The sequence below is a fragment of the Bradyrhizobium sp. genome (assembly GCF_017881085.1).
GTDB lineage: Bacteria > Pseudomonadota > Alphaproteobacteria > Rhizobiales > Xanthobacteraceae > Bradyrhizobium.
In genome coordinates this window covers 1-22,049 of record NZ_JADGRI010000025.1, presented here as the reverse complement: position 1 = coordinate 22,049, position 22,049 = coordinate 1, and the positions used below count along the sequence as shown (strand labels likewise).

General features: G+C 63.0%; 18 protein-coding genes. 13 read left to right on the top strand and 5 right to left on the bottom strand.

Annotated features, from left to right (window positions below):
- Window positions 1-9 precede the first annotated feature (9 nt).
- The 12 genes from QZ213_RS04280 to QZ213_RS04225 all read left to right on the top strand — a co-directional run bounded on the left by QZ213_RS04280 (window position 10) and on the right by QZ213_RS04225 (window position 15,780).
- A complete protein-coding gene (locus tag QZ213_RS04280) occupies window positions 10-1,752 on the top strand; it encodes a serine hydrolase (RefSeq protein WP_291684814.1) in 1,743 nt (580 codons plus the stop codon).
- 176 nt (window positions 1,753-1,928) lie between these two features.
- Window positions 1,929-3,284, top strand: coding sequence for a hypothetical protein (locus QZ213_RS04275; protein ID WP_291684813.1), 1,356 nt, complete (start codon window positions 1,929-1,931; stop codon window positions 3,282-3,284).
- Window positions 3,285-3,341: 57 nt separating this feature from the next.
- Window positions 3,342-4,607: a methionine adenosyltransferase gene (metK, locus tag QZ213_RS04270; RefSeq protein WP_291684812.1), complete on the top strand. Its 1,266-nt coding sequence runs from the start codon at window positions 3,342-3,344 to the stop codon at window positions 4,605-4,607.
- Between the two features lie 118 nt (window positions 4,608-4,725).
- The gene (ahcY, locus tag QZ213_RS04265; RefSeq protein WP_291684811.1) at window positions 4,726-6,156 is read left to right on the top strand and encodes an adenosylhomocysteinase; all 1,431 of its coding nucleotides are present in this window, start codon (window positions 4,726-4,728) and stop codon (window positions 6,154-6,156) included.
- A gap of 231 nt (window positions 6,157-6,387) precedes the next feature.
- The gene (locus tag QZ213_RS04260) at window positions 6,388-7,848 is read left to right on the top strand and encodes an NAD(P)/FAD-dependent oxidoreductase (protein ID WP_291684810.1); all 1,461 of its coding nucleotides are present in this window, start codon (window positions 6,388-6,390) and stop codon (window positions 7,846-7,848) included.
- A 311-nt stretch (window positions 7,849-8,159) separates the two neighbouring features.
- Window positions 8,160-11,300: a PAS domain-containing protein gene (locus tag QZ213_RS04255; protein ID WP_291684809.1), complete on the top strand. Its 3,141-nt coding sequence runs from the start codon at window positions 8,160-8,162 to the stop codon at window positions 11,298-11,300.
- A 64-nt stretch (window positions 11,301-11,364) separates the two neighbouring features.
- Entirely contained in the window at window positions 11,365-12,000 is a 636-nt protein-coding gene (locus QZ213_RS04250) for a response regulator transcription factor (protein ID WP_291684819.1), read from the top strand.
- A 104-nt stretch (window positions 12,001-12,104) separates the two neighbouring features.
- Window positions 12,105-12,494 (top strand): response regulator, encoded by a 390-nt coding sequence (locus QZ213_RS04245; RefSeq protein ID WP_291684808.1) that lies wholly within the window; start codon window positions 12,105-12,107, stop codon window positions 12,492-12,494.
- Between the two features lie 226 nt (window positions 12,495-12,720).
- On the top strand, window positions 12,721-13,968 hold the full coding sequence (locus QZ213_RS04240; RefSeq protein ID WP_291684807.1) for an epoxide hydrolase: 1,248 nt from the start codon (window positions 12,721-12,723) through the stop codon (window positions 13,966-13,968).
- A gap of 44 nt (window positions 13,969-14,012) precedes the next feature.
- The gene (locus QZ213_RS04235; protein ID WP_291684806.1) at window positions 14,013-15,065 is read left to right on the top strand and encodes an alpha/beta hydrolase; all 1,053 of its coding nucleotides are present in this window, start codon (window positions 14,013-14,015) and stop codon (window positions 15,063-15,065) included.
- A gap of 239 nt (window positions 15,066-15,304) precedes the next feature.
- The gene (locus QZ213_RS04230; protein WP_291684805.1) at window positions 15,305-15,475 is read left to right on the top strand and encodes a hypothetical protein; all 171 of its coding nucleotides are present in this window, start codon (window positions 15,305-15,307) and stop codon (window positions 15,473-15,475) included.
- A gap of 149 nt (window positions 15,476-15,624) precedes the next feature.
- The gene (locus QZ213_RS04225; protein ID WP_172900072.1) at window positions 15,625-15,780 is read left to right on the top strand and encodes a hypothetical protein; all 156 of its coding nucleotides are present in this window, start codon (window positions 15,625-15,627) and stop codon (window positions 15,778-15,780) included.
- Between the two features lie 38 nt (window positions 15,781-15,818).
- Here QZ213_RS04225 and QZ213_RS04220 read toward each other — a convergent pair whose 3' ends face one another.
- The 4 genes from QZ213_RS04220 to galE all read right to left on the bottom strand — a co-directional run bounded on the left by QZ213_RS04220 (window position 15,819) and on the right by galE (window position 20,360).
- Entirely contained in the window at window positions 15,819-16,394 is a 576-nt protein-coding gene (locus QZ213_RS04220) for a protoglobin domain-containing protein (RefSeq protein WP_291684804.1), read from the bottom strand.
- Window positions 16,395-16,666: 272 nt separating this feature from the next.
- On the bottom strand, window positions 16,667-17,371 hold the full coding sequence (locus QZ213_RS04215; RefSeq protein ID WP_291684803.1) for a fumarylacetoacetate hydrolase family protein: 705 nt from the start codon (window positions 17,369-17,371) through the stop codon (window positions 16,667-16,669).
- A 48-nt stretch (window positions 17,372-17,419) separates the two neighbouring features.
- Window positions 17,420-19,228, bottom strand: coding sequence for an ABC transporter ATP-binding protein (locus tag QZ213_RS04210; RefSeq protein WP_291684802.1), 1,809 nt, complete (start codon window positions 19,226-19,228; stop codon window positions 17,420-17,422).
- A gap of 118 nt (window positions 19,229-19,346) precedes the next feature.
- Window positions 19,347-20,360, bottom strand: coding sequence for a UDP-glucose 4-epimerase GalE (gene galE / locus QZ213_RS04205; protein ID WP_291684801.1), 1,014 nt, complete (start codon window positions 20,358-20,360; stop codon window positions 19,347-19,349).
- A 126-nt stretch (window positions 20,361-20,486) separates the two neighbouring features.
- On the opposite strand from galE, the gene QZ213_RS04200 reads away from it, so the two are divergent.
- Window positions 20,487-21,533, top strand: a complete 1,047-nt coding sequence (locus tag QZ213_RS04200) for a glycosyltransferase family 4 protein (RefSeq protein WP_291684800.1) — start codon at window positions 20,487-20,489, stop codon at window positions 21,531-21,533.
- Here the strand turns inward: QZ213_RS04200 and QZ213_RS04195 are convergent.
- A partial coding sequence (locus tag QZ213_RS04195) for an HAD family hydrolase (protein WP_291684799.1) occupies window positions 21,515-22,049 on the bottom strand: 535 nt, incomplete at its 5' end. The genes QZ213_RS04200 and QZ213_RS04195 overlap by 19 nt on opposite strands.

Below are 22,049 nucleotides of genomic sequence, written 5' to 3'. Positions count from 1 at the left end.
GAAGCTCCAATGTCTCACTCTTCTGTCGAGACGCCCACTGCGCCGATTTCCTCCTTTATCTCCGATCTCGATCATCTCGCCGCCGATGTCATGGCCGACTGGAAAGTGCCGGGTGTCGCGCTCGCCGTGGTACAGGATGGCGAGGTGGCGCTGACGCGGGCTTATGGTCAGCGCGATGTCGAGGCGGACCTGCCGGTTACGCCGGCGACGCAGTTCGTGATCTGCTCGATCACCAAATCATTCACCGCGACCGCCATCGCGCTGCTGCACCATGAGGGGCGGCTCGACTGGACCAAACCGGTGCGCGACTACATGCCCGAGTTTCGCCTGAGCGAGGCGGTCGCGACCGAGCGGGTCACGGTGCGCGACTTGTTGTGTCATCAGTCGGGGCTGCCGCGCCATGACTGGGTGCATTTTGCGGGCGATCGGGCCCCCGCCGAAATGCTCGATCTCATGCGGCATCTCGAATTGAGCCGCGATATCCGCGCCGCCTGGCAATACAGCAATCTCTGCTACAACGTCGCGGGCCTGCTCATCGAACGCCTCAGCGGACAAAGTTTTGAGGCGTTCATCCGGGCGCGGCTGACCGATCGGCTCGGCATGACCGTCGGGTTCGCTCTGGACGACCTTGAAGCTTCGGGTGAAGCGGCGCGGCCGTACATGATGCACGAGGATACCCGGCTGCCGGCCATTCGCCTGCCGATCCGGACCACCGCGGCGGGCGCGATCAACACCTCTGTCGCCGGCCTCGCGAACTGGATGCGGCTCCATCTGGGTAAGGGTGAGTTCGACGGCGAGCGCCTGCTGCCAGCGGCGCTGATCGGCGAATTGCATGCGCCGCGGGTCTACAACACGGCGCCGGGCCACCCCGAGTTCGGCGAGGCGCATTATGGCCTCGGCTTCCAGTCGAACAGCTATCGCGGTGACCGGCTGGTGTTTCACGGCGGCGGCTGGCCCGGCTGGGGGACGCTGATGACGCTGGTGCCGGACTTCGGCATCGGAATTGCCGTATTCACCAATCGCAGTCCAAGCGAAGTGCCGTCGACGCTGACCTGGTACATCATCGACCGGCTGCGCGGCCGCGAGCCGGTCGAGTGGCGCGCGCGCTCCCGCAAGCAGCGCGACGAATTCATCGCCCATATGCAGGCCGACAAGGACGCGCGGGAGAAGGCGCGTCACAAGAACACGTGCCCGGCGCACGAACTCGCGGCGTATGCCGGCGAATACGGGCATCCTGCCTATGGCGTGATGTCGGTAAAGGAACAGGGCGGCGCACTGCAGTGGGCGTGGCGCGGCATGTTCGCGCCCTTGACGCACCGTCACTATGAGACGTTCGAACTGCCCGAGGTGCGGGACCGCTTGCTGCCGGACCGGCTCGCCATCACCTTCCTGACCGATCGCGACGGCAACATCGTCAGCCTGTCGGCGCCACTGGAGCCGATGGTGAAGGATATTGTCTTTGCGCGCCTTGCGGCTGGCGACTGCATTGACCCCGCGTTCCGCGCGCAATGCGTCGGCCACTTCAAGAGCGGTGCGATAACGCATCGCGTCACGCTGGATAGCGAAGGTAGGCTGCTGCTGAAGTCCGACTACCAGCCGGCCTATCGCCTCGCGCCCGAGCAGGGAAGAAGGTTTCGCATCGTTGAGCTGCAGGGCTTCATGGTCGAATTTCGCGGCGAGGGGATGACCGTCGATGAAGTGATCTTTCATCAGCCGAACGGCACCTTCATTGCGCAGCGCGCGGAGGAGTAAAGCGCCTGGCCCTCGTGAACCTCTGAAATGGCAACCTCGTCATGCGAGGCGCGACTTGTCCGCCGTAGCTCAACGAGCGAAGGCGATCCTCCCGGCGAATTCCCCCGTTGGGCAGATGATGGTAGGACAGGCGCCCAAATCGCCGCTGCCCACCGGCCGCACCACCCCCAGGCCCCATGAAGAACGACGAGATCCTGCGCCAGATCACCGAATTCTGCCGCCAGGCGGATATGGCCGAATCGACCTTCGGCCGCCGGGCGGTCAATGACGGCAAGCTGGTGCATCGCCTGCGCGAGGGCAAGCGCATCACCATCGACACGCTGGACCGCATCCAGGCCTATATCGCGGCCGCCATGCCGGGCGGGGTCGCCCCGCCGCGCGGCCTGCAGGTCCCGCCCGAAAAGCGCGACCCCAGAGGAAATTTCCGGTTTTTCGAGAACCGGCAGAAATACCTGCTGTTCGTCCATACCTGCAGCGAGAAGCGGGTGATCGCCGAGCGGGTCGGGCTGGAACTCGGCAGCATCCATCCCCGTCCCCCGGCGCTGCGGGTATTCGATGCCGGGGTCGGCGACGGCACCGTGCTGGCGCGGGTGATGCGCTCGATGCACGGCCGTTTTCCCCATATGCCGTTCTATATCGCGGGCAAGGAGCTCAGCCTCGAGGATGTCCGGCTGACGCTCGAAAAGGTGCCCGACCGGCTGTTTGAGCATCCAGCTACCGTTTTCGTGCTGACCAACATGTATTATGCGGAGGCGCCCTGGCTGACCCCAGTCTCGCCGGCGGCCGCCGCCGGCATGATCTGGCATGAAGTGCCCCTGCGCGGGGCCTCCTCGGGCGAATTCGAGGTCCAAATCGCCGAATTGAAGCCGTTTCTGGAGCAGAATTGGCGGGCCAATGTCAGTCCGCGCTCGGGCATGCCGGTCTATGAGCGGCCGGTCGCGATCGTGCTGTACCGGGAAGACCACCGTTTTTTGCTCGACCAGATCATCCCGCGAGCCGGCAAGACCGAGGCCAATTTCGACCTGATTATCGCCTCCCAGCCCTACCGGGCCAAATCCTCGGTCAATTTCCGTGCAAAACGCATCATTGCGCCCCTGGCGCGGGCGCTGCGGGCGGGAGGCCGCTTGATCGGAATTCACTCCCACGGGCAGGATCCCGGCATGGAGATCATCCAGGCGGTCTGGCCCGGAGAAAATCCTTTCGCGGTGAGCCGTCATGAGCTATTGCGCGCGGTGAAATACGAGCTGGGATCGGCGGCACGCGACCTTAACTTTAATGCCTATGCCGATAACCGTTCGATCTTCCGTTATGATATGGAAGCGTTGCCAAACGAGGTCACCGGCTCGATCGGAACCTCGACGGCCTTTGCAGCATGGAACGCGGCGGTGTATGTCGGCCAGATCGAAGACGACCGGTTGACGGACATGACCCAAAGCGGCCGTTATCTCGATGCCGTCAGAGAGGTTCTGCGCAAGCATAACGGGCTCTGGTTTTACGATGAATCCTACGTCATCTCGCGTCGTCGGGACTGACATTTCAGGACAAATTATGAAAGGGCCGCCGGGGTCTGGCGGAAAAGGGGTTGGTTGATGCGCGCGTCATATCTTTTCACCAGTGAGTCGGTTTCCGAGGGGCATCCGGACAAGGTTTCGGATCAGATCTCCGACGCTATCCTCGATGCTTTCCTCGAGAAGGACGTCAAGCTCGGCATCGCCGATGACAGCCTGGTCAATACCCGGCTCGGCTGCGAGACGCTGTGCACGACCAACAAGATCGTGATCGCCGGCGAAGGCCGCGGCCAGCTGTTCCGCGACATCCATGGCGTCTCGGTCGTCGACCGCGAACTGATCAGCCATATCGCCCGCGGCGTGGTCAAGGATATCGGCTACGACCAGAATGGCTTCTCCTACCACGGCGCCGATATCGAGGTGTTGCTGCACGGCCAGTCGCCCGACATCGCGATGGGCGTCGATGCCAAGAAAAAGAAGAGCGGCGAAGAAGAGGGCGCCGGCGACCAGGGCATGATGTTCGGCTACGCCTGCACCGAAAGCGAAGTCTACGAAAAGGGCTCCTTCATGCCCGCGCCGATTTTCTTCGCGCACAGGATTCTGAAAGTGCTGTCCGAGAAGCGCCGCAACGGCCAGCTCGCCGACCTGCAGCCCGACGCCAAGAGCCAGGTCACCGTGAAATACGTCAACGGCGCACCGGTCGGCTGCACCAAGGTCGTGGTCTCGACCCAGCACAACGAGAAGAGCCGCAACAACAAGAAATACTCGCCGGGCCTGATCAAGGAGATGATCTCGACCGCGGTGGAATCGGCATTGCCGAAGGGCTGGATGCCGCAGAAGAACGCCGACTTCCTGGTCAATCCAACCGGCAACTTCGTGGTCGGCGGACCCGACGGCGATTGCGGCCTCACCGGCCGCAAGATCATCGTCGATACCTACGGCGGCTATGCGCCGCATGGCGGCGGCGCGTTCTCCGGCAAGGACCCGACCAAGGTCGATCGCTCGGCGGCGTATGCGGCGCGCTATCTCGCCAAGAACGTGGTGGCGGCGGGCCTCGCGGAACGCTGCACCATCCAGGTTGCCTATGCGATCGGCGTCGCCGATCCCATGTCGGTGCTGGTGGACACCCACGGCACCGGCAAGGTCGACGAGAAGAAGCTCGAGAAGGTGCTGCCGGAAATGTTCCGGCTGACGCCGACCAACATCCGCCGCACGCTGAAGCTCAACCGGCCGATCTACCGGCGCACCGCGGCCTACGGCCATTTCGGCCGCGCGCCCGAGAAGGACGGCGGCTTCTCCTGGGAGCGAACCGACCTTGCCGACGCGCTGAAGCGCGCGGTGGGATGACGCGACGTCATTCCGGGATGCGCCGCAAGGCGCAGACCGGAATCTCGAACTTCTGGATTCCGGGTTCGCGGGTTTCACCCGCGCCCCGGAATGACATGAACAGGAACAGGATCCGCACATGACCGCCACCGCCAAGAAGCCCGCCTTCACCGACTACATCGTCAAGGACATCTCGCTCGCCGAATTCGGCCGCAAGGAGATCTCGCTGGCCGAGACCGAGATGCCCGGCCTGATGGCGACGCGCGAGGAGTACGGCCCCAAGCAGCCGCTGAAGGGCGCCCGCATCGCCGGTTCCCTGCACATGACGATCCAGACCGCGGTCCTGATCGAGACGCTGGCAGCACTCGGCGCCGACGTCCGCTGGGTCTCCTGCAACATCTATTCGACCCAGGACCATGCCGCGGCCGCGATCGCGGCGGCCGGCATTCCCGTGTTCGCGGTGAAGGGTGAGAGCCTCGTCGAATACTGGGACTACACCGCCAAGCTGTTCGACTGGCACGGCGGCGGCACGCCCAACATGATCCTCGATGACGGCGGCGACGCCACCATGCTGGTGCACAACGGCCTGCGCGCCGAGCAGGGCGACGTCAAGTTCCTCGACAAGCCCGAATCGGAAGAAGAGGAAGTCTTCTTCGCGCTGATCAAGAAGCTCTTGAAGGAAAAGCCGAAGGGCTACTTCGCCGAGATCGCCAAGAACATCAAGGGCGTCTCGGAAGAAACCACCACGGGCGTGCACCGGCTCTACAACATGGAGAAGGAAGGCAAGCTCCTGTTCCCGGCGATCAACGTCAACGACAGCGTGACCAAGTCGAAATTCGACAATCTCTATGGCTGCCGCGAATCGCTGGTCGACGGCATCCGCCGCGGCACCGACGTGATGATGTCGGGCAAGGTGGCGATGGTCGCCGGCTTCGGCGACGTCGGCAAGGGCTCGGCCGCCTCGCTGCGCCAGGCCGGCTGCCGTGTCATGGTGTCCGAGGTCGATCCGATCTGCGCGCTGCAGGCGGCGATGGAGGGCTATGAAGTCGTCACCATGGAAGACGCCGCACCGCGCGCCGACATCTTCGTCACCGCCACCGGCAACAAGGACATCATCACCATCGAGCACATGCGCGCGATGAAGGACCGCGCCATCGTCTGCAACATCGGTCACTTCGACAACGAGATCCAGATCGCGCATCTGCGCAACCTGAAATGGACCAACATCAAGCCGCAGGTCGACGAGATCGAATTCCCCGACAAGCACCGCATCATCCTCTTGTCGGAAGGGCGCCTCGTGAACCTCGGCAACGCCATGGGCCATCCGAGCTTCGTGATGTCGGCCTCCTTCACCAACCAGACGCTGGCGCAGATCGAGCTGTTCGCCAACAACAAGGACGGCAAATACGAGAAGAAGGTCTACGTGCTGCCGAAGTCGCTGGACGAGAAGGTGGCGCGGCTGCATCTGTCCAAGATCGGCGTGAAGCTGACCCAGCTGCGCCCCGACCAGGCCGAGTATATCGGCGTCAAGCCGGAAGGCCCGTTCAAGGCGGATCATTACAGGTATTGAGGTTTTGAGGCCGTCATTCCGGGGCGCGCGCCAGCGCGAACCCGGAATCTCGCGCGGTAACCCCTGGATTCCGGGTTCGCGAGCCTTGCTCGCGCCCCGGAATGACGGCGTTTTTCGTCATGCCCGGCCTTGTGCCGGGCATCCACGTCTTTAGAATCGCGGCAAGCAGGATGTGGGTGGCCAGGACAAAGCTGGCCGTGACCGCGGGAAGAACAGCGCTCGGGAGGCACCATGGCATCGGAACATTTCGACGTCCTGATCGTCGGCGCCGGATTGTCCGGCATCGGCGCGGGTTTTCACCTGCAGCAGAAGTGCCCCGGCAAGAGCTACGCCATTCTCGAAGGGCGCGACTGCATCGGCGGCACCTGGGACCTGTTCCGCTATCCCGGCATCCGCTCCGACAGCGACATGTTCACGCTGGGCTATTCGTTCAAGCCGTGGACCGAGGCGAAGGCGATCGCCGACGGGCCGCAGATCCTGAACTATGTCCGCGAGACCGCGGCCGAAAACGGCATCGACAAGAAAATCCGCTTCAACCACCGGGTCAAGCGGGCATCGTGGTCGTCGCCCGACGCGTGCTGGACCATCGAGGTCGAACGCCGGGTGGGCGAGGGCGGCACCGAGGTGGTGCGCTTCACCTGCAATTTCCTGTTCATGTGCTCCGGCTATTACAAATACGAGGAAGGCTACACGCCGGAATTTCCGGGCCGCGAAAATTTCGCCGGCAATATCGTGCATCCGCAGAAATGGCCTGAAGATCTCGACTACGCCGGCAAACGCGTGGTGGTGATCGGCTCGGGCGCCACCGCCGTGACGCTGGTGCCGGAGATGGCCAAGAAGGCCGGCCACGTCACCATGCTGCAGCGCTCGCCGACCTATGTGGTGTCGCGCCCGGCGCAGGACCCCGTCGCCAACAAGCTGCGGCGCAATCTGCCTTCGAAACTCGCCTATCACCTGATCCGCTGGCGCAACGTGTTGTGGGGCATGTATTTCTTCCAGCTCTCCAGGCGCAAGCCCGCGCGGGTCAAGGAGCTGATCCTCGGCGGCGTCAGGATGGCGCTCGGTCCCGACTACGACATCGCCACCCATTTCACGCCGCGCTACAATCCCTGGGACCAGCGGCTGTGCCTCGTGCCCGACGGCGACCTGTTCAAGGCGATCAAGGAAAAGCGCGCTTCCGTCGTCACCAACGAGATCGACGCCTTCACCAAAAACGGCATCCGCTTAAAGGACGGCAGCGAGCTCGAGGCCGACATCATCGTCACCGCGACCGGGCTCGTGCTGCAGGTGCTGGGCGGCATGGAGGTTGTCGTCGACGGCCGCACGGTCGATTTTTCCCGGACGCTGAACTACAAGGGCATGATGTATTCGGATGTGCCCAATCTGGCGTCCTCGTTCGGCTACACCAACGCGTCGTGGACGCTGAAATGCGACCTGACCTGCGAATATGTCTGCCGCCTGATCAATTACATGGACCGACACGGCTACAAGAAGTGCATGCCGCACAATGTTGATCCCTCGATCACAGAATTGCCGTCGCTGGACTTCTCGTCCGGCTATGTGCAGCGCTCGGTCGCGAAAATGCCGAAACAGGGCTCGAAGCGGCCGTGGCGGCTCTATCAGAATTACGCGCTCGACATCGTCACTTTGCGCTTCGGCAAGGTCGATGACGGGGTGATGCAGTATTCGTGAGAGGCGTTGCGCTACGTCGGCCGAACCCTGGTGGAAGATTTTTCCCGGCAGGTTTTTCTTTTGGCTAGCCCACCGGGATGATCACCGACAAGTCGGTCTGAGCGACGCATGGCTGCGATCCGACGCGGTTCTTAGTCCAATCGCACGATCCCGGTTCGGGGAAAATGCCCCGGTCGTTATTGCACGCCTCGCGCAATCTTGATTTATTTGTTGCATTCGCCTCCCGCAGTGCTTCGCGGGGCAACAACCCCGACGTGGCGTCCCTGGCCAGGAATGGCTAGAATTGCGGAAAAATTACCGGAGTTCGAGACATGTCGACGTCCGCAGTCTCGTGGCGGCGGGAGTCGCCGGCGGTCCTTGGCTACGCCATGGCAGTTCCGTCGGTTGCCGCGGCCGTCGTGATCGATCTTGGGTTCGACCGCTTCGTGGGAGGCAATCCGACGGTATCGTTGTTGCTCTGCGCGATCATGTTGGTGGCGTGGGCCGGCGGCACCGGGCCGGCCTTGCTCGCAACGGCACTGGCGGTTCTGGCATTCGATTATTTCTTTCTGCAGCCGGTTCACTCGTTCCCTCTGCACTTCAAGGAGGTTCCGCGGCTCGCGTTCTTTGCCATCGCGGCGCTTTTTGTCGTCGCGCTGAGCGCGGCGCAGCGGCGGGCGGCGAGCGCGCTTCAGCGGGTACGCGACGAGCAGCAGGGAACCGTGCGGGAACTGCAAGCCCTCAACGAGACGCTGCGTACCGAGAATGCCGACCGCAAGCGCGCCGAGCAAAGGGCCCGGCTCGCCGAGCAGGAACTGCGGGCGACTATCGACATGGTGCCGGTGTTGGTGCTTCGCCATCGTGCGGACGGTGTCATCGATTTTGTCAATCAGGTCGGGCGCAGCTACAGCGGACTCGTATCGACGAACTGGACGAGGCGCACCAGCGTTATTACTCATCCCGACGATGTTGCGCGGCTTGAGGAAGCCTGGGATGCCGCATTGGCAACGGGCGAGCCGTTCGAGACGGAACAGCGCCTGCGAAGAGCCGACGGCGAATACCGCTGGTTCGCTACACGGCGCGTGCCGCTGCGCAATCCCGACGGCGAGGTGACCGCGTGGTACGCGGCGACGTACGACATCGAGGACCGCAAGAGCGCGGAGCACGCGCTGCGGCGGAGCGAAGCGGATCTCGCCAAGGCGAGGCAGGACCTGCAGCTGACGATCGATACGATCTCGACGATGGTTGTCGTTCTCGACCAGGACGGCAAGCCCTATTTCGCCAATCGGCCGGCGCAGGAATATATCGGCAAGGATGTTCCGGTCGAGAACGTACGCGACCTCATCCATCCCGACGATCGCGACAGGGTTGATCGTCTGTGGCGTAGCCACCTGGCGACCGGAGAGCCGTTCCAGACCGAACAGCGCATGCTGCGCGCAGACGGCGCGTATCGATGGAATTACATGACTCGCGTGCCGCTGCGCGACGAAACCGGCAAGGTCATCAAATGGTATGGGTCCGGCTACGACATCGAAGACAGGAAACGGGCCGAGACCGCCTTGCAGGAGAGAGAGGCGCAATTGGCGGAGGCCCGGCGCGAACTCCAGCTTACGATCGATTCAATTCCGGTCATGGTGTCGACTTTCGAGCCTGATGGCGCACGCAGCTTCGTCAATCAAACCTGGCAGAATTACACCGGTCACACGCAGCGAGAAGCGACGGGCGAAGGAATCGACACCTCAGCCTATTATCATCCGGATGACGTCGAGCGATTCGAAAACGCGTGGCGCGCCGCACAGGCAAAGGGCGAGATGCTATCGGTGGATGTGCGCACGCGCAGGGCCGATGGCGTCTATCGATGGTATACGATGCGACGCGCGCCACATCGCGACGAGAAGGGAAACATCGTTAAATGGTATTCGGTCGGTGTTGACGTCGAGGACCAAAAGATTGCCGAGCATGCGGTGCGGCGCAGCGAAGCCCGACTCGCCAAGGCCGAACGGGAACTCCGCGTCACACTCGACACGATCCCGACGCTGGCCTGGCGAACCCGGGCCGATGGCTATGCCGAATATCTCAACAAGCGCTGGCTCGACTACACGGGCATCGAATTGGCGCAGGCGCTGGGCTGGGAATGGCAGGCTGCGATTCATCCCGACGACCGGCCATCGCTGCATTACGCATGGCAGAGAATGATCGAGACCGGGAAACCGGACGAGGTCGAGGCGCGGATGCGGCGTTACGACGGGACTTATCGCTGGTTTCTGTTCCGCGCCGAGGCCTTGCGAGACGAGGCCGGGGCCGTCGCTGCATGGTATGGAACCAATACCGACATCGAGGACCGGAAACGGGCTGAAAGCGCTTGGCAAAGGAGTCAGGCCCATTCGGCCGAGGCGCAAAAGCTCAGCCAGACCGGCAGCTTTGCCTGGGAGGTCGCCACCCGCGACTACTACTGGTCGGAACAGACCTATCAAATCCTGGGCTTTGATCGGAGCACCAAACCCTCGATCAGCCTGGTCGTTCAGCGTACCCATCCCGACGACCGCTTCGTTATGGAGCGTGAACTCACCCGCTCGGCGCAAAAGGCGCCATACCACGACTTCGAAGTGCGACTGCTGATGCCGGATGGGCAAATCAGGCATATTCATCTTCTGGCGCACCGCATAAAATACCAATCCGGTAACGAGGAAATTGTCGGCGCGGTGATGGACGTTACCGAGGCCAAGAGGTCGCAGGAAACCCTGCAAGCCGCGCAGACCGCCCTGGCTCACGCCAGTCGCGTGGCGACGCTGGGAGAAATAAGCGCGACCATCGCGCACGAGGTCAATCAGCCGCTTGCGGCGATCGTCGCCAATGGCCAGGCTTGCCTGCGCTTTCTCCGCCGCGAAAAGCCGGACCTGAACGATGTGCGCGGGGCCGTCGAATGGATCGTCAAGGACGGCAACCGCGCGGGCGAGGTGATCCGCCGCGTCCGCGGGCTCCTGAAAAATGCGGACACCGAGAAGACGCCGCTTGACGTCAATGACCTCGTCAACGAGGTCGCCGCGCTGCTGCGGCGCGAACTGGCCGCCCAGCAGGTGAGCCCGCAACTGGAGCTCGCGCCCGCGGTGCCGCCGGTTATCGCGGATCGGGTTCAGCTCCAGCAGGTGATCATCAATCTTGTCATGAACGGTGCTGAAGCGATGCAGGCGATCACGGACCGGACGCTTCGACTGGTGATCCGTACCTATCAGGACGAAGCCCATCGCGTCGTGGTTGCGGTAGAGGACAGCGGTCCCGGAATCGCTAGCGAGAACGCGGACCGCGTATTCGATCCGTTCTTCAGCACCAAGCCCGGCGGGCTGGGCATGGGCCTTTCGATCTGCCGCTCGATCGTCGAGGCACATGGTGGCCGACTGTGGTCGTCCGCCAATGCCGGGCCGGGCGCCACATTCCAGTTCGCGCTGCCGTCGCACCCGGAGAGCGCGGCCTGACCCGGTTTATCGAAGTTGGAAAATAGGGGACGGCATTTCGTCTACGGTGCCGGTGACGCAAACGATGAACGAGAAGAACCAACCGCAGCATATGGTCTTCGTCGTCGACGACGACGAATCGATGCGAGTTGCGCTGACCTACCTGTTCCAGTCGATGAGCCTGCCGGTCAGGGTTTTCAGCTCGGCCGCGGAACTGCTCAACAGTAAGCTTCCGGATATCGCCAGTTGCCTGGTGCTCGATATCAGGCTGCCTGGGGTCAGCGGCCTTGAGTTTCAGGATGTGCTGGCAAAAGCCGGGATCCGCATTCCGATCGTCTTCATCACGGGCCACGGCGACATTCCGATGTCGGTGCGGGCGATGAAGGCCGGCGCGGTGGACTTCCTGACCAAGCCGTTCCGGGATCAGGACATGCTGGATGCCGTGACGCACGCGCTCGATCTGGACCGCAAACGGCGCGAGGGCGAGGTGGCCGTGTCCGGGCTGCGCGCCCGGTTTGAATCGCTCACCCCGCGCGAGCGCGAGGTGTTGACCCACGTCACCTCCGGTCTGATGAACAAGCAGACCGCCGGTCTGCTGAAGGTCAGCGAAATCACCGTAAAAATCCATCGCGGCCAGGTGATGAGGAAGATGGAGGCGAGGTCGCTCGCGGAGCTTGTGAAAATGGCGGAGGTTCTCGGGATCAGCCGGAAAATCTCGTAAGTGCAAACCTAAGTATGATTTCCGGGCCGGACCGCGAAAGCGCACTGTGGCGATGGACGATGTCGCGAGAGCAGGTGCTCCGCCTCTGCCCAGGATCGATCGATTTGACCACAGTCCCTGTGATCTCCGTCATAGACGACGATGAATCCATGCGCACCGCAATATACAATCTCCTGAGGTCGCTCGGTTACATCGTTCATGTTTTTTCCTCCGCTGAGGCTTTTCTGCAATCGGCGCAACTGCCCAATACATGGTGTGTGATCGCCGATGTCCGCATGCCCGGAATGAGCGGGATCGAGCTGCAATCCCGGCTGCGGAGCGAGGGAAGCCGCGTGCCTTTCGTCTTCATTACCGCCGTTCCCGAGGAAAGCGTCCGCGCCCGTGCGCTTGAGGATGGAGCAATTTGTTTTCTGACCAAGCCGTTCGACGAGGACAGCCTCATCGCGGGTCTTGGCAAGGCCCTGGCGCGGCACATCGGCGGAACAACCAACTAGCTTCGCAAGTACGGGATTGCTGCACGCCCGCGTTCGTTTTCGCAACTTCGCGCCAACGGATCATACCAACGTTTTATCCGGGCAGCCGCAGGGACGATTGGTCCGGGGCGCTGCGGCGAGCATCCTGCCGCCTACTGTGAGCCGCCGATCACCCGGCTCGATTACATCAGGGAGGAAGGTCATGTCCGCAACACCGTTTTCACCCAATCGGCGCAGCATTATCGCCATGGCGGCAACCGCGGGCGCCGTCAGCCTGCTTCCGCAGCATCTGGCCGCCGCGACAGATGGCAACGCCATTCGCCCTTTCCACATCAACGTTCCCGAGGCCGATCTCGTCGACCTCCGCCGCCGCGTGAAGGCAACGCGCTGGCCCGATCGGGAGACCGTCACCGACGAAACCCAGGGCGTTCAGCTGGCGACGATGCAGAAACTCGTGCGGTATTGGTCGACGGAGTATGATTGGCGCAAGTGCGAGGCGAAGCTGAAGGCCCTGCCGCACTACGTTACCGAAATCGACGGGCTCGACATTCATTTCATTCATGTTCGTTCGAAACATGAAAACGCCTTGCCGCTCATCGTCACGCACGGATGGCCCGGCTCGATCATCGAGCAGTTGAAGATTGTCGATCCACTGACCAATCCCACGGCACATGGCGCGAGCGCATCGGACGCGTTCGATCTGGTGATCCCGTCGATACCGGGCTACGGGTTTTCGGGCAAGCCGACCACGGGCGGCTGGGACCCCATCCGTATCGCGCGCGCGTGGACCGTGCTGATGAAGCGCCTGGGATATACGCGATTTGCGGCGCAGGGCGGCGATTGGGGCGATGCCATCACGGAACAGATGGCTTTGCAGGCGCCTCCGGAATTGCTGGCCATTCACACCAACATGCCCGCCACCGTTCCGGCAGACGTCTCAAAGGCGCTCCAGCTTGGCAATCCGCCGCCATCCGGCCTTTCAGCCGACGAACGGCATGCCTACGACCAGCTGGAATTCTTCAACAAGCACGGCCTGGGCTATGCCATCGAGATGGCGAACCATCCGCAGACGCTATACGGGATCGTGGATTCACCGGTCGGCCTCGCCGCGTGGATAATTGATCACGATGTGCGCAGTTACGAGTTGATCGCACGCGTCTTCGACGGACAGTCCGGCGGGCTCACGCGCGATGATATCCTCGACAACATCACGCTTTACTGGCTGACGAACACGGCGATCTCTTCGGCTCGTCTCTATTGGGAAAACAAGTTGCCGTTTTTCGACGTCAAGAACGTCACCATTCCGGTTGCCGTGAGCGTATTTCCGGACGAGATCTACGCAGCTCCCCGGAGTTGGGCAGAGCAGGCGTTTCCCAAACTGATCCACTACAACAGGTTCGACAAAGGCGGCCACTTCGCGGCGTGGGAACAGCCTGCAATCTTCTCCAGCGAGATGCGGGCGGCGTTCAAATCGCTGCGATCGCAGAACGGATAGTGCTGCCAGTACCCGGCCAACCCTCGAACCAGGGAGATATAGAAATGTCTCAAGACGTCAACCGCGATCGCCGCCTTTTCTTCGGCATGGCCGCGATGACCCTTGCTGCCGCGCAGCTCGCCTTGACCGGTTCTGCGCAGGCCCAATCCGGCAAGGCGAAGCCGGCGGAACTCCCCGCGATCAAACCGGGGACGCATACGTCGTTCGCCCCACTGAAGCAGATCGACGCCGGCCTGCTCAATGTCGGCTATGCCGAAGCCGGCCCCGCCGATGGCCCCGCCGTCATCCTGCTGCACGGCTGGCCCTATGACATTTACAGCTTTGTCGATGTCGCGCCATTGCTGGTGTCCGCCGGCCACCGGGTGATCGTCCCCTATCTGCGCGGCTATGGCACGACGCGCTTTCTTTCCAGCGAAACGGTCCGTAATGGCCAGCAGTCGGTGGTTGCCGTCGATATCATCGCCCTGATGGATGCGCTCAAGATCCAGAAGGCGACCATCGCCGGTTTCGACTGGGGTGCGCGGACCGCCTGCATCATCGCGGCGCTCTGGCCGGAGCGTTGCAAGGCCCTGGTCTCCGTGAGCGGCTATCTGATCGGCAGCCAGGAAGGCGGCAAGATGCCGTTGCCGCCAAAGGCCGAACTGCAATGGTGGTATCAATATTATTTTGCCACCGAACGCGGCCGGGTCGGCTACGACAAATACCGGCACGATTTTGCAAAGCTCATCTGGAAGCTCGCTTCGCCAAAATGGGATTTCGACGATGCCACGTTCGATCGCAGTGCTGTGTCCTTCGACAATGCGGACCATGTCGCGATCGTGATCCACAATTATCGCTGGCGGCTCGGCCTGGAGGAAGGCGAGCCGAAATATGACGATCTGGAAAAGCGGCTTGCCGCGGCTCCGGTCATCACGGTGCCCGCCATCACACTCGAGGGCGATGCCAATGGTGCACCCCACCCGGAGCCCGGTTCCTACGCCCGGAAATTCTCGGGCCGGTATTCACACCGGACCGTCAAGGGCGGCGTCGGGCACAACCTTCCGCAGGAAGCCCCGCGGGCCTTTGCCGAGGCAGTCGTCGACGTTGCCGAAAGTTGATCGGCGTCAGGGACCTGCGGACCGGCCCCGGGGCGGTCCGCAGGTCGCCGTTGCAGAGTGCGCCACGCGGTTGCCATGTCGGTTCTTCGGATTCCAACCCAAACTCCGGATCGGATGATCACCATGCGGATCCCTCTAACAAGGATAATTGCGTTGATCGTACTCGCACTTGTCGTGCTTCTCACCGTCGCGGAATTCGGTCCGGCCGTGCTCAGCGGGCGTTGATCGAGCAGCGGACCATGATCGTCCATCCGCGCGCCGGCGTGTTTCAACGATCGGTCCCGCCCCGGGCATCTGCAGCGCATCGATCGGCAACGTCGATCGATACGCTCGACCGAAAGACGATCGACGACACCGCCGTATCGTTGCAGCCGCTGGTGCGGGCAGGCGGGGCAGGGGCGGCGCACTGATCACGCCGACCGCGTCGAAACGCCGCTATGCGTTGTTTCACGTATTCGCGCAGTGCCGTGAATCGGCCATTTTGCGGCGAGGTTAACGCCGTATTAATCGGCGAATCCTACGCTATCGCGGCTGGGCTTGAGACCGCATGAGGAAGCCTATGGACGCCCAAAGGATTGCCGTCGACGCCGTGGTCGCGCTGACCGACTGCGACCGCGATGTGGTGACCGCCTTCATCCGCAGGCTTTATCTGGCCGGCGTGAAGGACCCCAAGCGCCTGACCTTCAAGGGCCTGCAGGCGATGGCGCGGGCCTGACCGTCCCGCGATAGCGCATTGATGCCGGCATTGTCGCTTTATACCCGCGCGGTGTGTTCATGCTCGTCGGACGCGATCGTCGGTGAATTCATGATGGCGCCGAAGTGGTCGCTGGCTTCCGTGATGGCGTCCTTGCGGACCGGACGGTCGGCGCCGATGTAAAACGCCATCACGTGCTCGGTATCCAGCATATTGGCCTTGGCGATGGCCTTCACCATCGCCGCCTTCTTTTGCGGAGTGTGGACTTCTTCCTCGACCGCCCCGATCAGTTGCCCGGCGACAAACATCTGGCGGCAGCCGATATACCATTGCGGCGCAACGCCGGCGCGCTGGTTGAATTCGCAAAACCGCGCGACCGAACTGAGGTAGGCCAGGCCGAAATCGCCGCCGCCGATCAGGTTCCAATGTTGCAGCTGCATGCGGACGGCTTCCTGAATCGCACCCTCCTTGAAGATGCCGCAGGACGGATCGTACTGCCGGACCTTGTGGTAGAACCGCGCCAGAATGTCCGGCAGCACCCTGGCGAAGAACGGCCGCATCTCCCGCAAGCTCGCCCGCATCGGCTCGTCGAGGCCCAGCAAATCGAGGCGGATGGCGTTCCAATCGGGGCTCATCGGCGGCTCCAGCAATGGCTGTGTCCTGAGCCACCGGTCTAAAGTGCGGATGGTTAATGATTTGCGAATTTCCACGTAGTTCTACGGAGAAAGACGCCAAATCCGGACGCAAAAGAGGCCCCAAACCAGGGTCTGGGGCCTCAAATCAGGCGTTTGGAGCGCTTAGAGCGTTTTCGAGCGAAGTGGATACCGGTTCGCGTGAAGAAAACGCGTCAAAACAAGAATCTAGATTCGGTTCTGATTCAATCAGAGCGATCATGCTCTACCGCCGGTTATGCTGCCGGCTTGCCGATCGTGACCTTCAGGGTGCCGACGCCGTCGACGCCGCACTCGATCTTGTCGCCGGGGTGGAGTTGGGAGACGCCGGCCGGCGTTCCCGTCATGATGATGTCGCCGGCGGCGAGCGCGACCTGCTGCGAAAGCTGCCAGATGATCTCGGGCACGTTCCAGATCAGTTCGGTGAGGTCGCCCTTTTGCTGTTCGGTGCCGTTGACCGTGAGCCAGATCTTGCCCTTCGAGGGATGGCCGATCTTCGACGCCGGCTGAACGGCGGAGCAGGGGGCGGAATAATCGAAGGACTTGCCGACTTCCCACGGCCGCTCCTTCTTGCGCGAGGCGATCTGAAGGTCGCGGCGGGTGAGGTCGATGCCGACGGCATAGCCGTAGACGTGGTCGAGCGCCTTGTCGGCGGGGATGTTGAGGCCGCCGCTCTTCATGGCGACGACCAGTTCGACCTCGTGATGCAGGTCCTTGGTCAGCGGCGGGTAGGGGATGGTGGCGCCGTCCGGCACCAGCATGTCGGCGTGCTTGGCGAAGAAGAACGGCGGCGCCCGCTCGTCATTTCCCATTTCCCTGATGTGCTCGAGATAGTTGCGGCCGACGCACCAGATGCGGCGAACCGGAAACGATTTGGTTTCGCCGACGACGGGGAGCGAAGGCTGCGGCGGGGCGGGAATGACGAAGGATGTGGCGCTCATGCAAGGGGTCTCGGCGGAGGTTGAGGGCTTTAAAACCTGGTCGAAGCTTTACGCGGTTGCGCTGATCGGCGCCAGCGTGAGAGGGCCGGCATCACGATGTTGTATGCGGAAGAACGAGGCATAGCGGCCGCCGCGGCGCAGCAGGTCGTCGTGCCGGCCGCGCTCGACGATCTCGCCGCCCTCGACCACCAGGATGGCGTCGGCATGCATGATGGTGTGCAGGCGATGGGCGATGACGATGGTGGTGCGGTTCCGGCAGAGATGCTCGATCGCTTCCTGCACCTGCTGTTCGGATTCCGAATCCAGCGCCGCGGTCGCCTCGTCGAGCAGGATGATCGGCGCGTTCTTCACCAGCGCGCGCGCGACAGCGACGCGCTGGCGCTGTCCCCCCGACAGCTGCGTGCCGTGCTCGCCCACCGGCGTGTCGTAGCCGAGCGGGAAGCCCATGATGAATTCGTGCGCGCAGGCGGCCTTCGCGGCGGCGACAATCTCGGCTTCGGTGGCGCCGACCTTGCCGAACGCGATGTTTTCGCGAATGGTGTCGCGGAACAGATAGACGTCCTGCCCGACATAGGCGGTCTGCCGGCGCAGCGATTTTCGCGACACGGTGGAAATCGACTGCCCGTCGATCAGGATGTCGCCCTCGCTGACTTCATAGAACCGCAGCAGCAGCGCCAGCACCGTCGACTTGCCGCCGCCGGAGGGGCCGACCAGCGCGGTGACCTTGCCCGGCTCGGCGATAAAGCTCATGTGGCTGATGACGGGCTCGTTCGGACGGTAGGCGAAGGTCACGTCGCGCAGTTCGACCTGCGCGTCGGTCAGCTTCAGGGCCGGCTTGTCGTCGTCGAGCGGCTCGCTGGAGGGGCTGTCGACGATTTCCAGCAATTTGCGGGCGCCGATCAGGCTGGAGTTCAATTCGATGTTGAGCCGCGCCAGGCGCTTGGCCGGTTCGTAGGCGAGCAAAAACGCGGTGAGGAACGAAAAGAACTGACCCGGCGTGGCGCCCATCGCGACCACGCGGTAGCCGCCGTACATCAATCCGCCGGCGATCGCGAAACCGCCGAGCGTCTCCATCAGCGGGCTCGAGCGGTTGGAGACCCGCGCCATCTTGTTGGCGTTGCGCTCGACCGCGGTGATGCTGGCGTCGATGCGCTCGCGCATGGTCTGTTCCAGCGTGAACGCCTTGACGGTGCGGATGCCCTGCAGCGATTCCTGCATGGTTTCGAGAATGTCGGCGGTACCGGTGAACTGGTTGTGAGCCAGCCCCTTGATCCGCTTCACCAGCTTGCGCAGCACCAGCATGGCCGGGGGCGCCACGGCGAAGCCGAGCAGCGCCATATAGGGATCCTGCATCAGCATCACGGTGACGAGCGCGATCAGCGACAAGAGATCGCGCCCCACCGCGTTGATCAGCAGGCTGAGCACCTGCGTGACGGAGAACGCGCCCGATGTCAGCCGCGCCAGAAATTCCGACGAATGCCGTTCGGAGAAGAAAGCGACGCTCTCGCTCATCAGCTTGGCGAACAGCCGGCGCTGGTTGTTGGCGAGGATCGCGTTCGAGATCTGCGACAGGATCACCTGGTGACCGTAGGTCGCCGCTCCCTTGAGGATGAAGATCAGGACGGTGACCCCCGACAGCAGGGCGATACCGCGCACGTTCTTCTCGACATAGGCCTGGTTGATGACTTCGCCGAGCAAATAGGCCGATCCGGCGGTGGTGGCGGCAGAGATCCCCATCAGGGCGAAGGCGAGCAGATAGCGGCGCCAGTAGGCGGCGCCCTGTTCCGTGACCAGGCGGCGAATCAGGATCGCCGCGCCATAGGGATCGTCGGTGATTTTCTTCGGAAGTTCGGCCATCCGCGTTCCATCGTGACGCCGGGCGGATTCGCCCAGGCGTCAGGCTAAGCGAACTGCCTCCTTGCCCGCTATATCGGGGTTTTTCAAGCCAAAATGAGGACTTGCGCCGGACGGGAATTTAGGCCGACACGGCCTGTTGCAGCTCGCCGTGGCGCTCCCTGAACAATTTTTCTTCCCACGCCAGCGCATGCCGGGCGATGGTTTCGAGATCGTCATATTGCGGTGTCCAGTCCAGCGTCGAGCGCATCCGGCTGGTATCGGCGATCATGGTCATGATATCGCCGGGCCGGCGCGGGCCGTACTGGACCGCGAAGTTGCGCCCGGAGACTTTCCGCACCGCCTCGATGGTCTCAAGCACCGAGTAGCCGCGGCCGTAACCGCAGTTCAGCGTTATCGAGGCCCCACCGCCGCGCAAATAGGACAGCGCCGCACGATGGGCCTGCGCCAGGTCGGTGACATGGATGAAATCCCGGATGCAGCTGCCGTCCGGCGTCGGATAGTCGGTTCCGAACACGTCGATCTTGGCGCGCTGTCCGGTGGCCGCTTCGACCGCGATCTTCAGAAGATGCGTCGCGCCGACGGTCGCCAGTCCCATACGTGCCTGCGGGTCGGCGCCCGCGACGTTGAAGTAGCGCAGCGCGACATAATTCATGCCGTGCGCCGAGGCCGTATCATGCAGCATGATCTCGGCCATCAGCTTGGAGGAGCCGTATGGCGACAGCGGCCGCGTCGGCGCGCTCTCGGAAACGGGTACCTGATCCGGATTGCCGTACACCGCGGCGGTGGACGAGAAGATGAAGCGGCCGACGCCCGCCTTCACCGTCGCGTTGAGCAGGCTGCGCGTCGTCATGGTGTTGTTGCGGTAATAGGCGAGCGGATCGCGCATCGATTCCGGCACCACCACCGAGCCCGCGAAATGAATGACGCTTTCGACGCCGTGCGCTGCTATCACGCCCTCGACGAGGTTCTCGTCGCCGGCATCGCCGATGAACAGCGGAACACCCTGGGGCAGGAATTGGGAGAAGCCGGTGGACAGGTTGTCGATCACGACGACGCTTTCGCCGGCCTCCACCAGCGCCTGAACCATGTGACTTCCGATGTAGCCGGCACCGCCGGTGACAAGCACGCTCATGAACTCACCCACTCCCCGATATGGGGTGATGCTATCCGCCGCGCGGTGAAGAGTGGGTTTCGGCGCGTCCGAACTGGCCACTATGCTTAATGTTGCGTATAGAAAACGCCTGAAACGGAGCCTGGTGTGGCAATCGAGAACATCTCCGCTGTCGACCTGCAGCTGATCGTGCCGAATCTGCACAGGCGTTATTCCGGCGTGACCGCGACCAACCGCATGGTGGCGCCAAGGCTCGCAAAAATGTTCCGCGCGGCGTGGCTCGGTCCCGATGCACCCGAGGGCATCACGGCAATCGGCGTCGCGGATCTCCTGAAGCTGTGGCGGCGCCATGAGCCGCTGGTCTGGCACGCGCGGCGCAATAACGAGATGATCGCAGGCGTAGTGCTGCGGTCGCTGGGCTGGCCGTTGAAACTGGTGTTCACCTCGGCGGCGCAGCGGCACCACACCTGGATCACGCGCTGGCTGATTGGACGGATGGACGCGATCATCGCCACCAGCGATATCTCGGCGTCGTTTCTCAAGCGCGAGGCAATCGTGATTCCGCACGGCGTCGATACCGATCGCTATTGCCCGCCGGCCGATCGTGCGGCGGCGTTCGCGCAGACCGGATTGCCGGGCCGCTACGGCATCGGCTGCTTCGGGCGAGTGCGCGCGCAAAAAGGCAGCGACGTGTTCGTGGACGCGATGTGCGCCCTGCTGCCGCGCTATCCCGATTTCACCGGTGTCATGGTCGGCGCCATCACGCCGGAGCAGCAGGGTTTTGCCAATGATCTGAAGAAGCGCATCGGGGCGGCGGGCCTGCAATCGCGAATCGTCATCACGGGCGAACTTGCGATCGAGGAGGTGCAGCGCTGGTACCAGCGGCTGACGATCTACGCCTTCACCTCGCGCAACGAAGGGTTTGGGCTGACACTGATCGAGGCGATGTCGGTGGGCGCGGCGCTGGTGGCGTCGCGCGCGGGAGCGGCCGAGTTCGTGGTCGAGGACGGCGTCACCGGCGTGCTGACGCCGCCGGGCGATGTCGATGCGCTTGTCAGGGCCCTGGAGCCGCTGATGCGCGATCCGGCTTCGGCCGCCGCCATGGGCGAGCGGGGAAGGGCGCGGGTGGTGGAAAAATTCAGCCTCGACGCGGAAGCAAGCCGGATCGCGGAAGTTTATCGGGGACTGGTTTGAGCGATTGCGTTCGCCACGAAGGCGTCGAGATCGCCGCCCGTGAACAAGAAGCCGGGCAGTCCCGCCGCTTCCGCCGCCTCGATATCGGTCTGACGGTCGCCGATGACAAAACTGCCCTCGCGCCGCACCGGCCAGTGTTGCATCAGATCGTGGATCATGCCGGGGCTCGGCTTTCGCCAGTGATGTTCCTCGAGATAGCCCTCGACCGATCCATCGGGATGATGCGGGCAGTACCTGACGTCGTCGATGCGCGCGCCTTGCGCGGCGAGTTCGGCGAGCATCCAGTCGTGCAGCGCGTTGAGCTCATCTTCGGTAAAGAGGCCGCGCGCGACGCCGGATTGATTGGTGAAGAAGAACACCAAATATCCGGCCTCGTTGAGCCGTCGGATCGCCTTCGCCGCATTCGGCATCCAGCGAATCCGCTCCCGCGTGCCCATGTAGCCATCGTCGTGGTTGATGACGCCGTCGCGGTCGAGGAAAGCGGCGGGCCTGGGCGTGACACGGGCGGTGTCAACG

Bases quoted from the DNA above. Each gene is read 5' to 3' on its own strand.
- QZ213_RS04225 (WP_172900072.1), top strand. From the start codon at position 15,625: ATGGACGCCCAAAGGATTGCCGTCGACGCCGTGGTCGCGCTGACCGAC.
- QZ213_RS04220 (WP_291684804.1), bottom strand. From the start codon at position 16,394: ATGAGCCCCGATTGGAACGCCATCCGCCTCGATTTGCTGGGCCTCGAC.
- QZ213_RS04215 (WP_291684803.1), bottom strand. From the start codon at position 17,371: ATGAGCGCCACATCCTTCGTCATTCCCGCCCCGCCGCAGCCTTCGCTC.
- QZ213_RS04280 (WP_291684814.1), top strand. From the start codon at position 10: ATGTCTCACTCTTCTGTCGAGACGCCCACTGCGCCGATTTCCTCCTTT.
- QZ213_RS04235 (WP_291684806.1), top strand. From the start codon at position 14,013: ATGTCTCAAGACGTCAACCGCGATCGCCGCCTTTTCTTCGGCATGGCC.
- QZ213_RS04260 (WP_291684810.1), top strand. From the start codon at position 6,388: ATGGCATCGGAACATTTCGACGTCCTGATCGTCGGCGCCGGATTGTCC.
- QZ213_RS04240 (WP_291684807.1), top strand. From the start codon at position 12,721: ATGGCGGCAACCGCGGGCGCCGTCAGCCTGCTTCCGCAGCATCTGGCC.
- galE (WP_291684801.1), bottom strand. From the start codon at position 20,360: ATGAGCGTGCTTGTCACCGGCGGTGCCGGCTACATCGGAAGTCACATG.
- metK (WP_291684812.1), top strand. From the start codon at position 3,342: ATGCGCGCGTCATATCTTTTCACCAGTGAGTCGGTTTCCGAGGGGCAT.
- QZ213_RS04230 (WP_291684805.1), top strand. From the start codon at position 15,305: ATGATCGTCCATCCGCGCGCCGGCGTGTTTCAACGATCGGTCCCGCCC.
- ahcY (WP_291684811.1), top strand. From the start codon at position 4,726: ATGACCGCCACCGCCAAGAAGCCCGCCTTCACCGACTACATCGTCAAG.
- QZ213_RS04250 (WP_291684819.1), top strand. From the start codon at position 11,365: ATGAACGAGAAGAACCAACCGCAGCATATGGTCTTCGTCGTCGACGAC.
- QZ213_RS04255 (WP_291684809.1), top strand. From the start codon at position 8,160: ATGTCGACGTCCGCAGTCTCGTGGCGGCGGGAGTCGCCGGCGGTCCTT.
- QZ213_RS04275 (WP_291684813.1), top strand. From the start codon at position 1,929: ATGAAGAACGACGAGATCCTGCGCCAGATCACCGAATTCTGCCGCCAG.
- QZ213_RS04210 (WP_291684802.1), bottom strand. From the start codon at position 19,228: ATGGCCGAACTTCCGAAGAAAATCACCGACGATCCCTATGGCGCGGCG.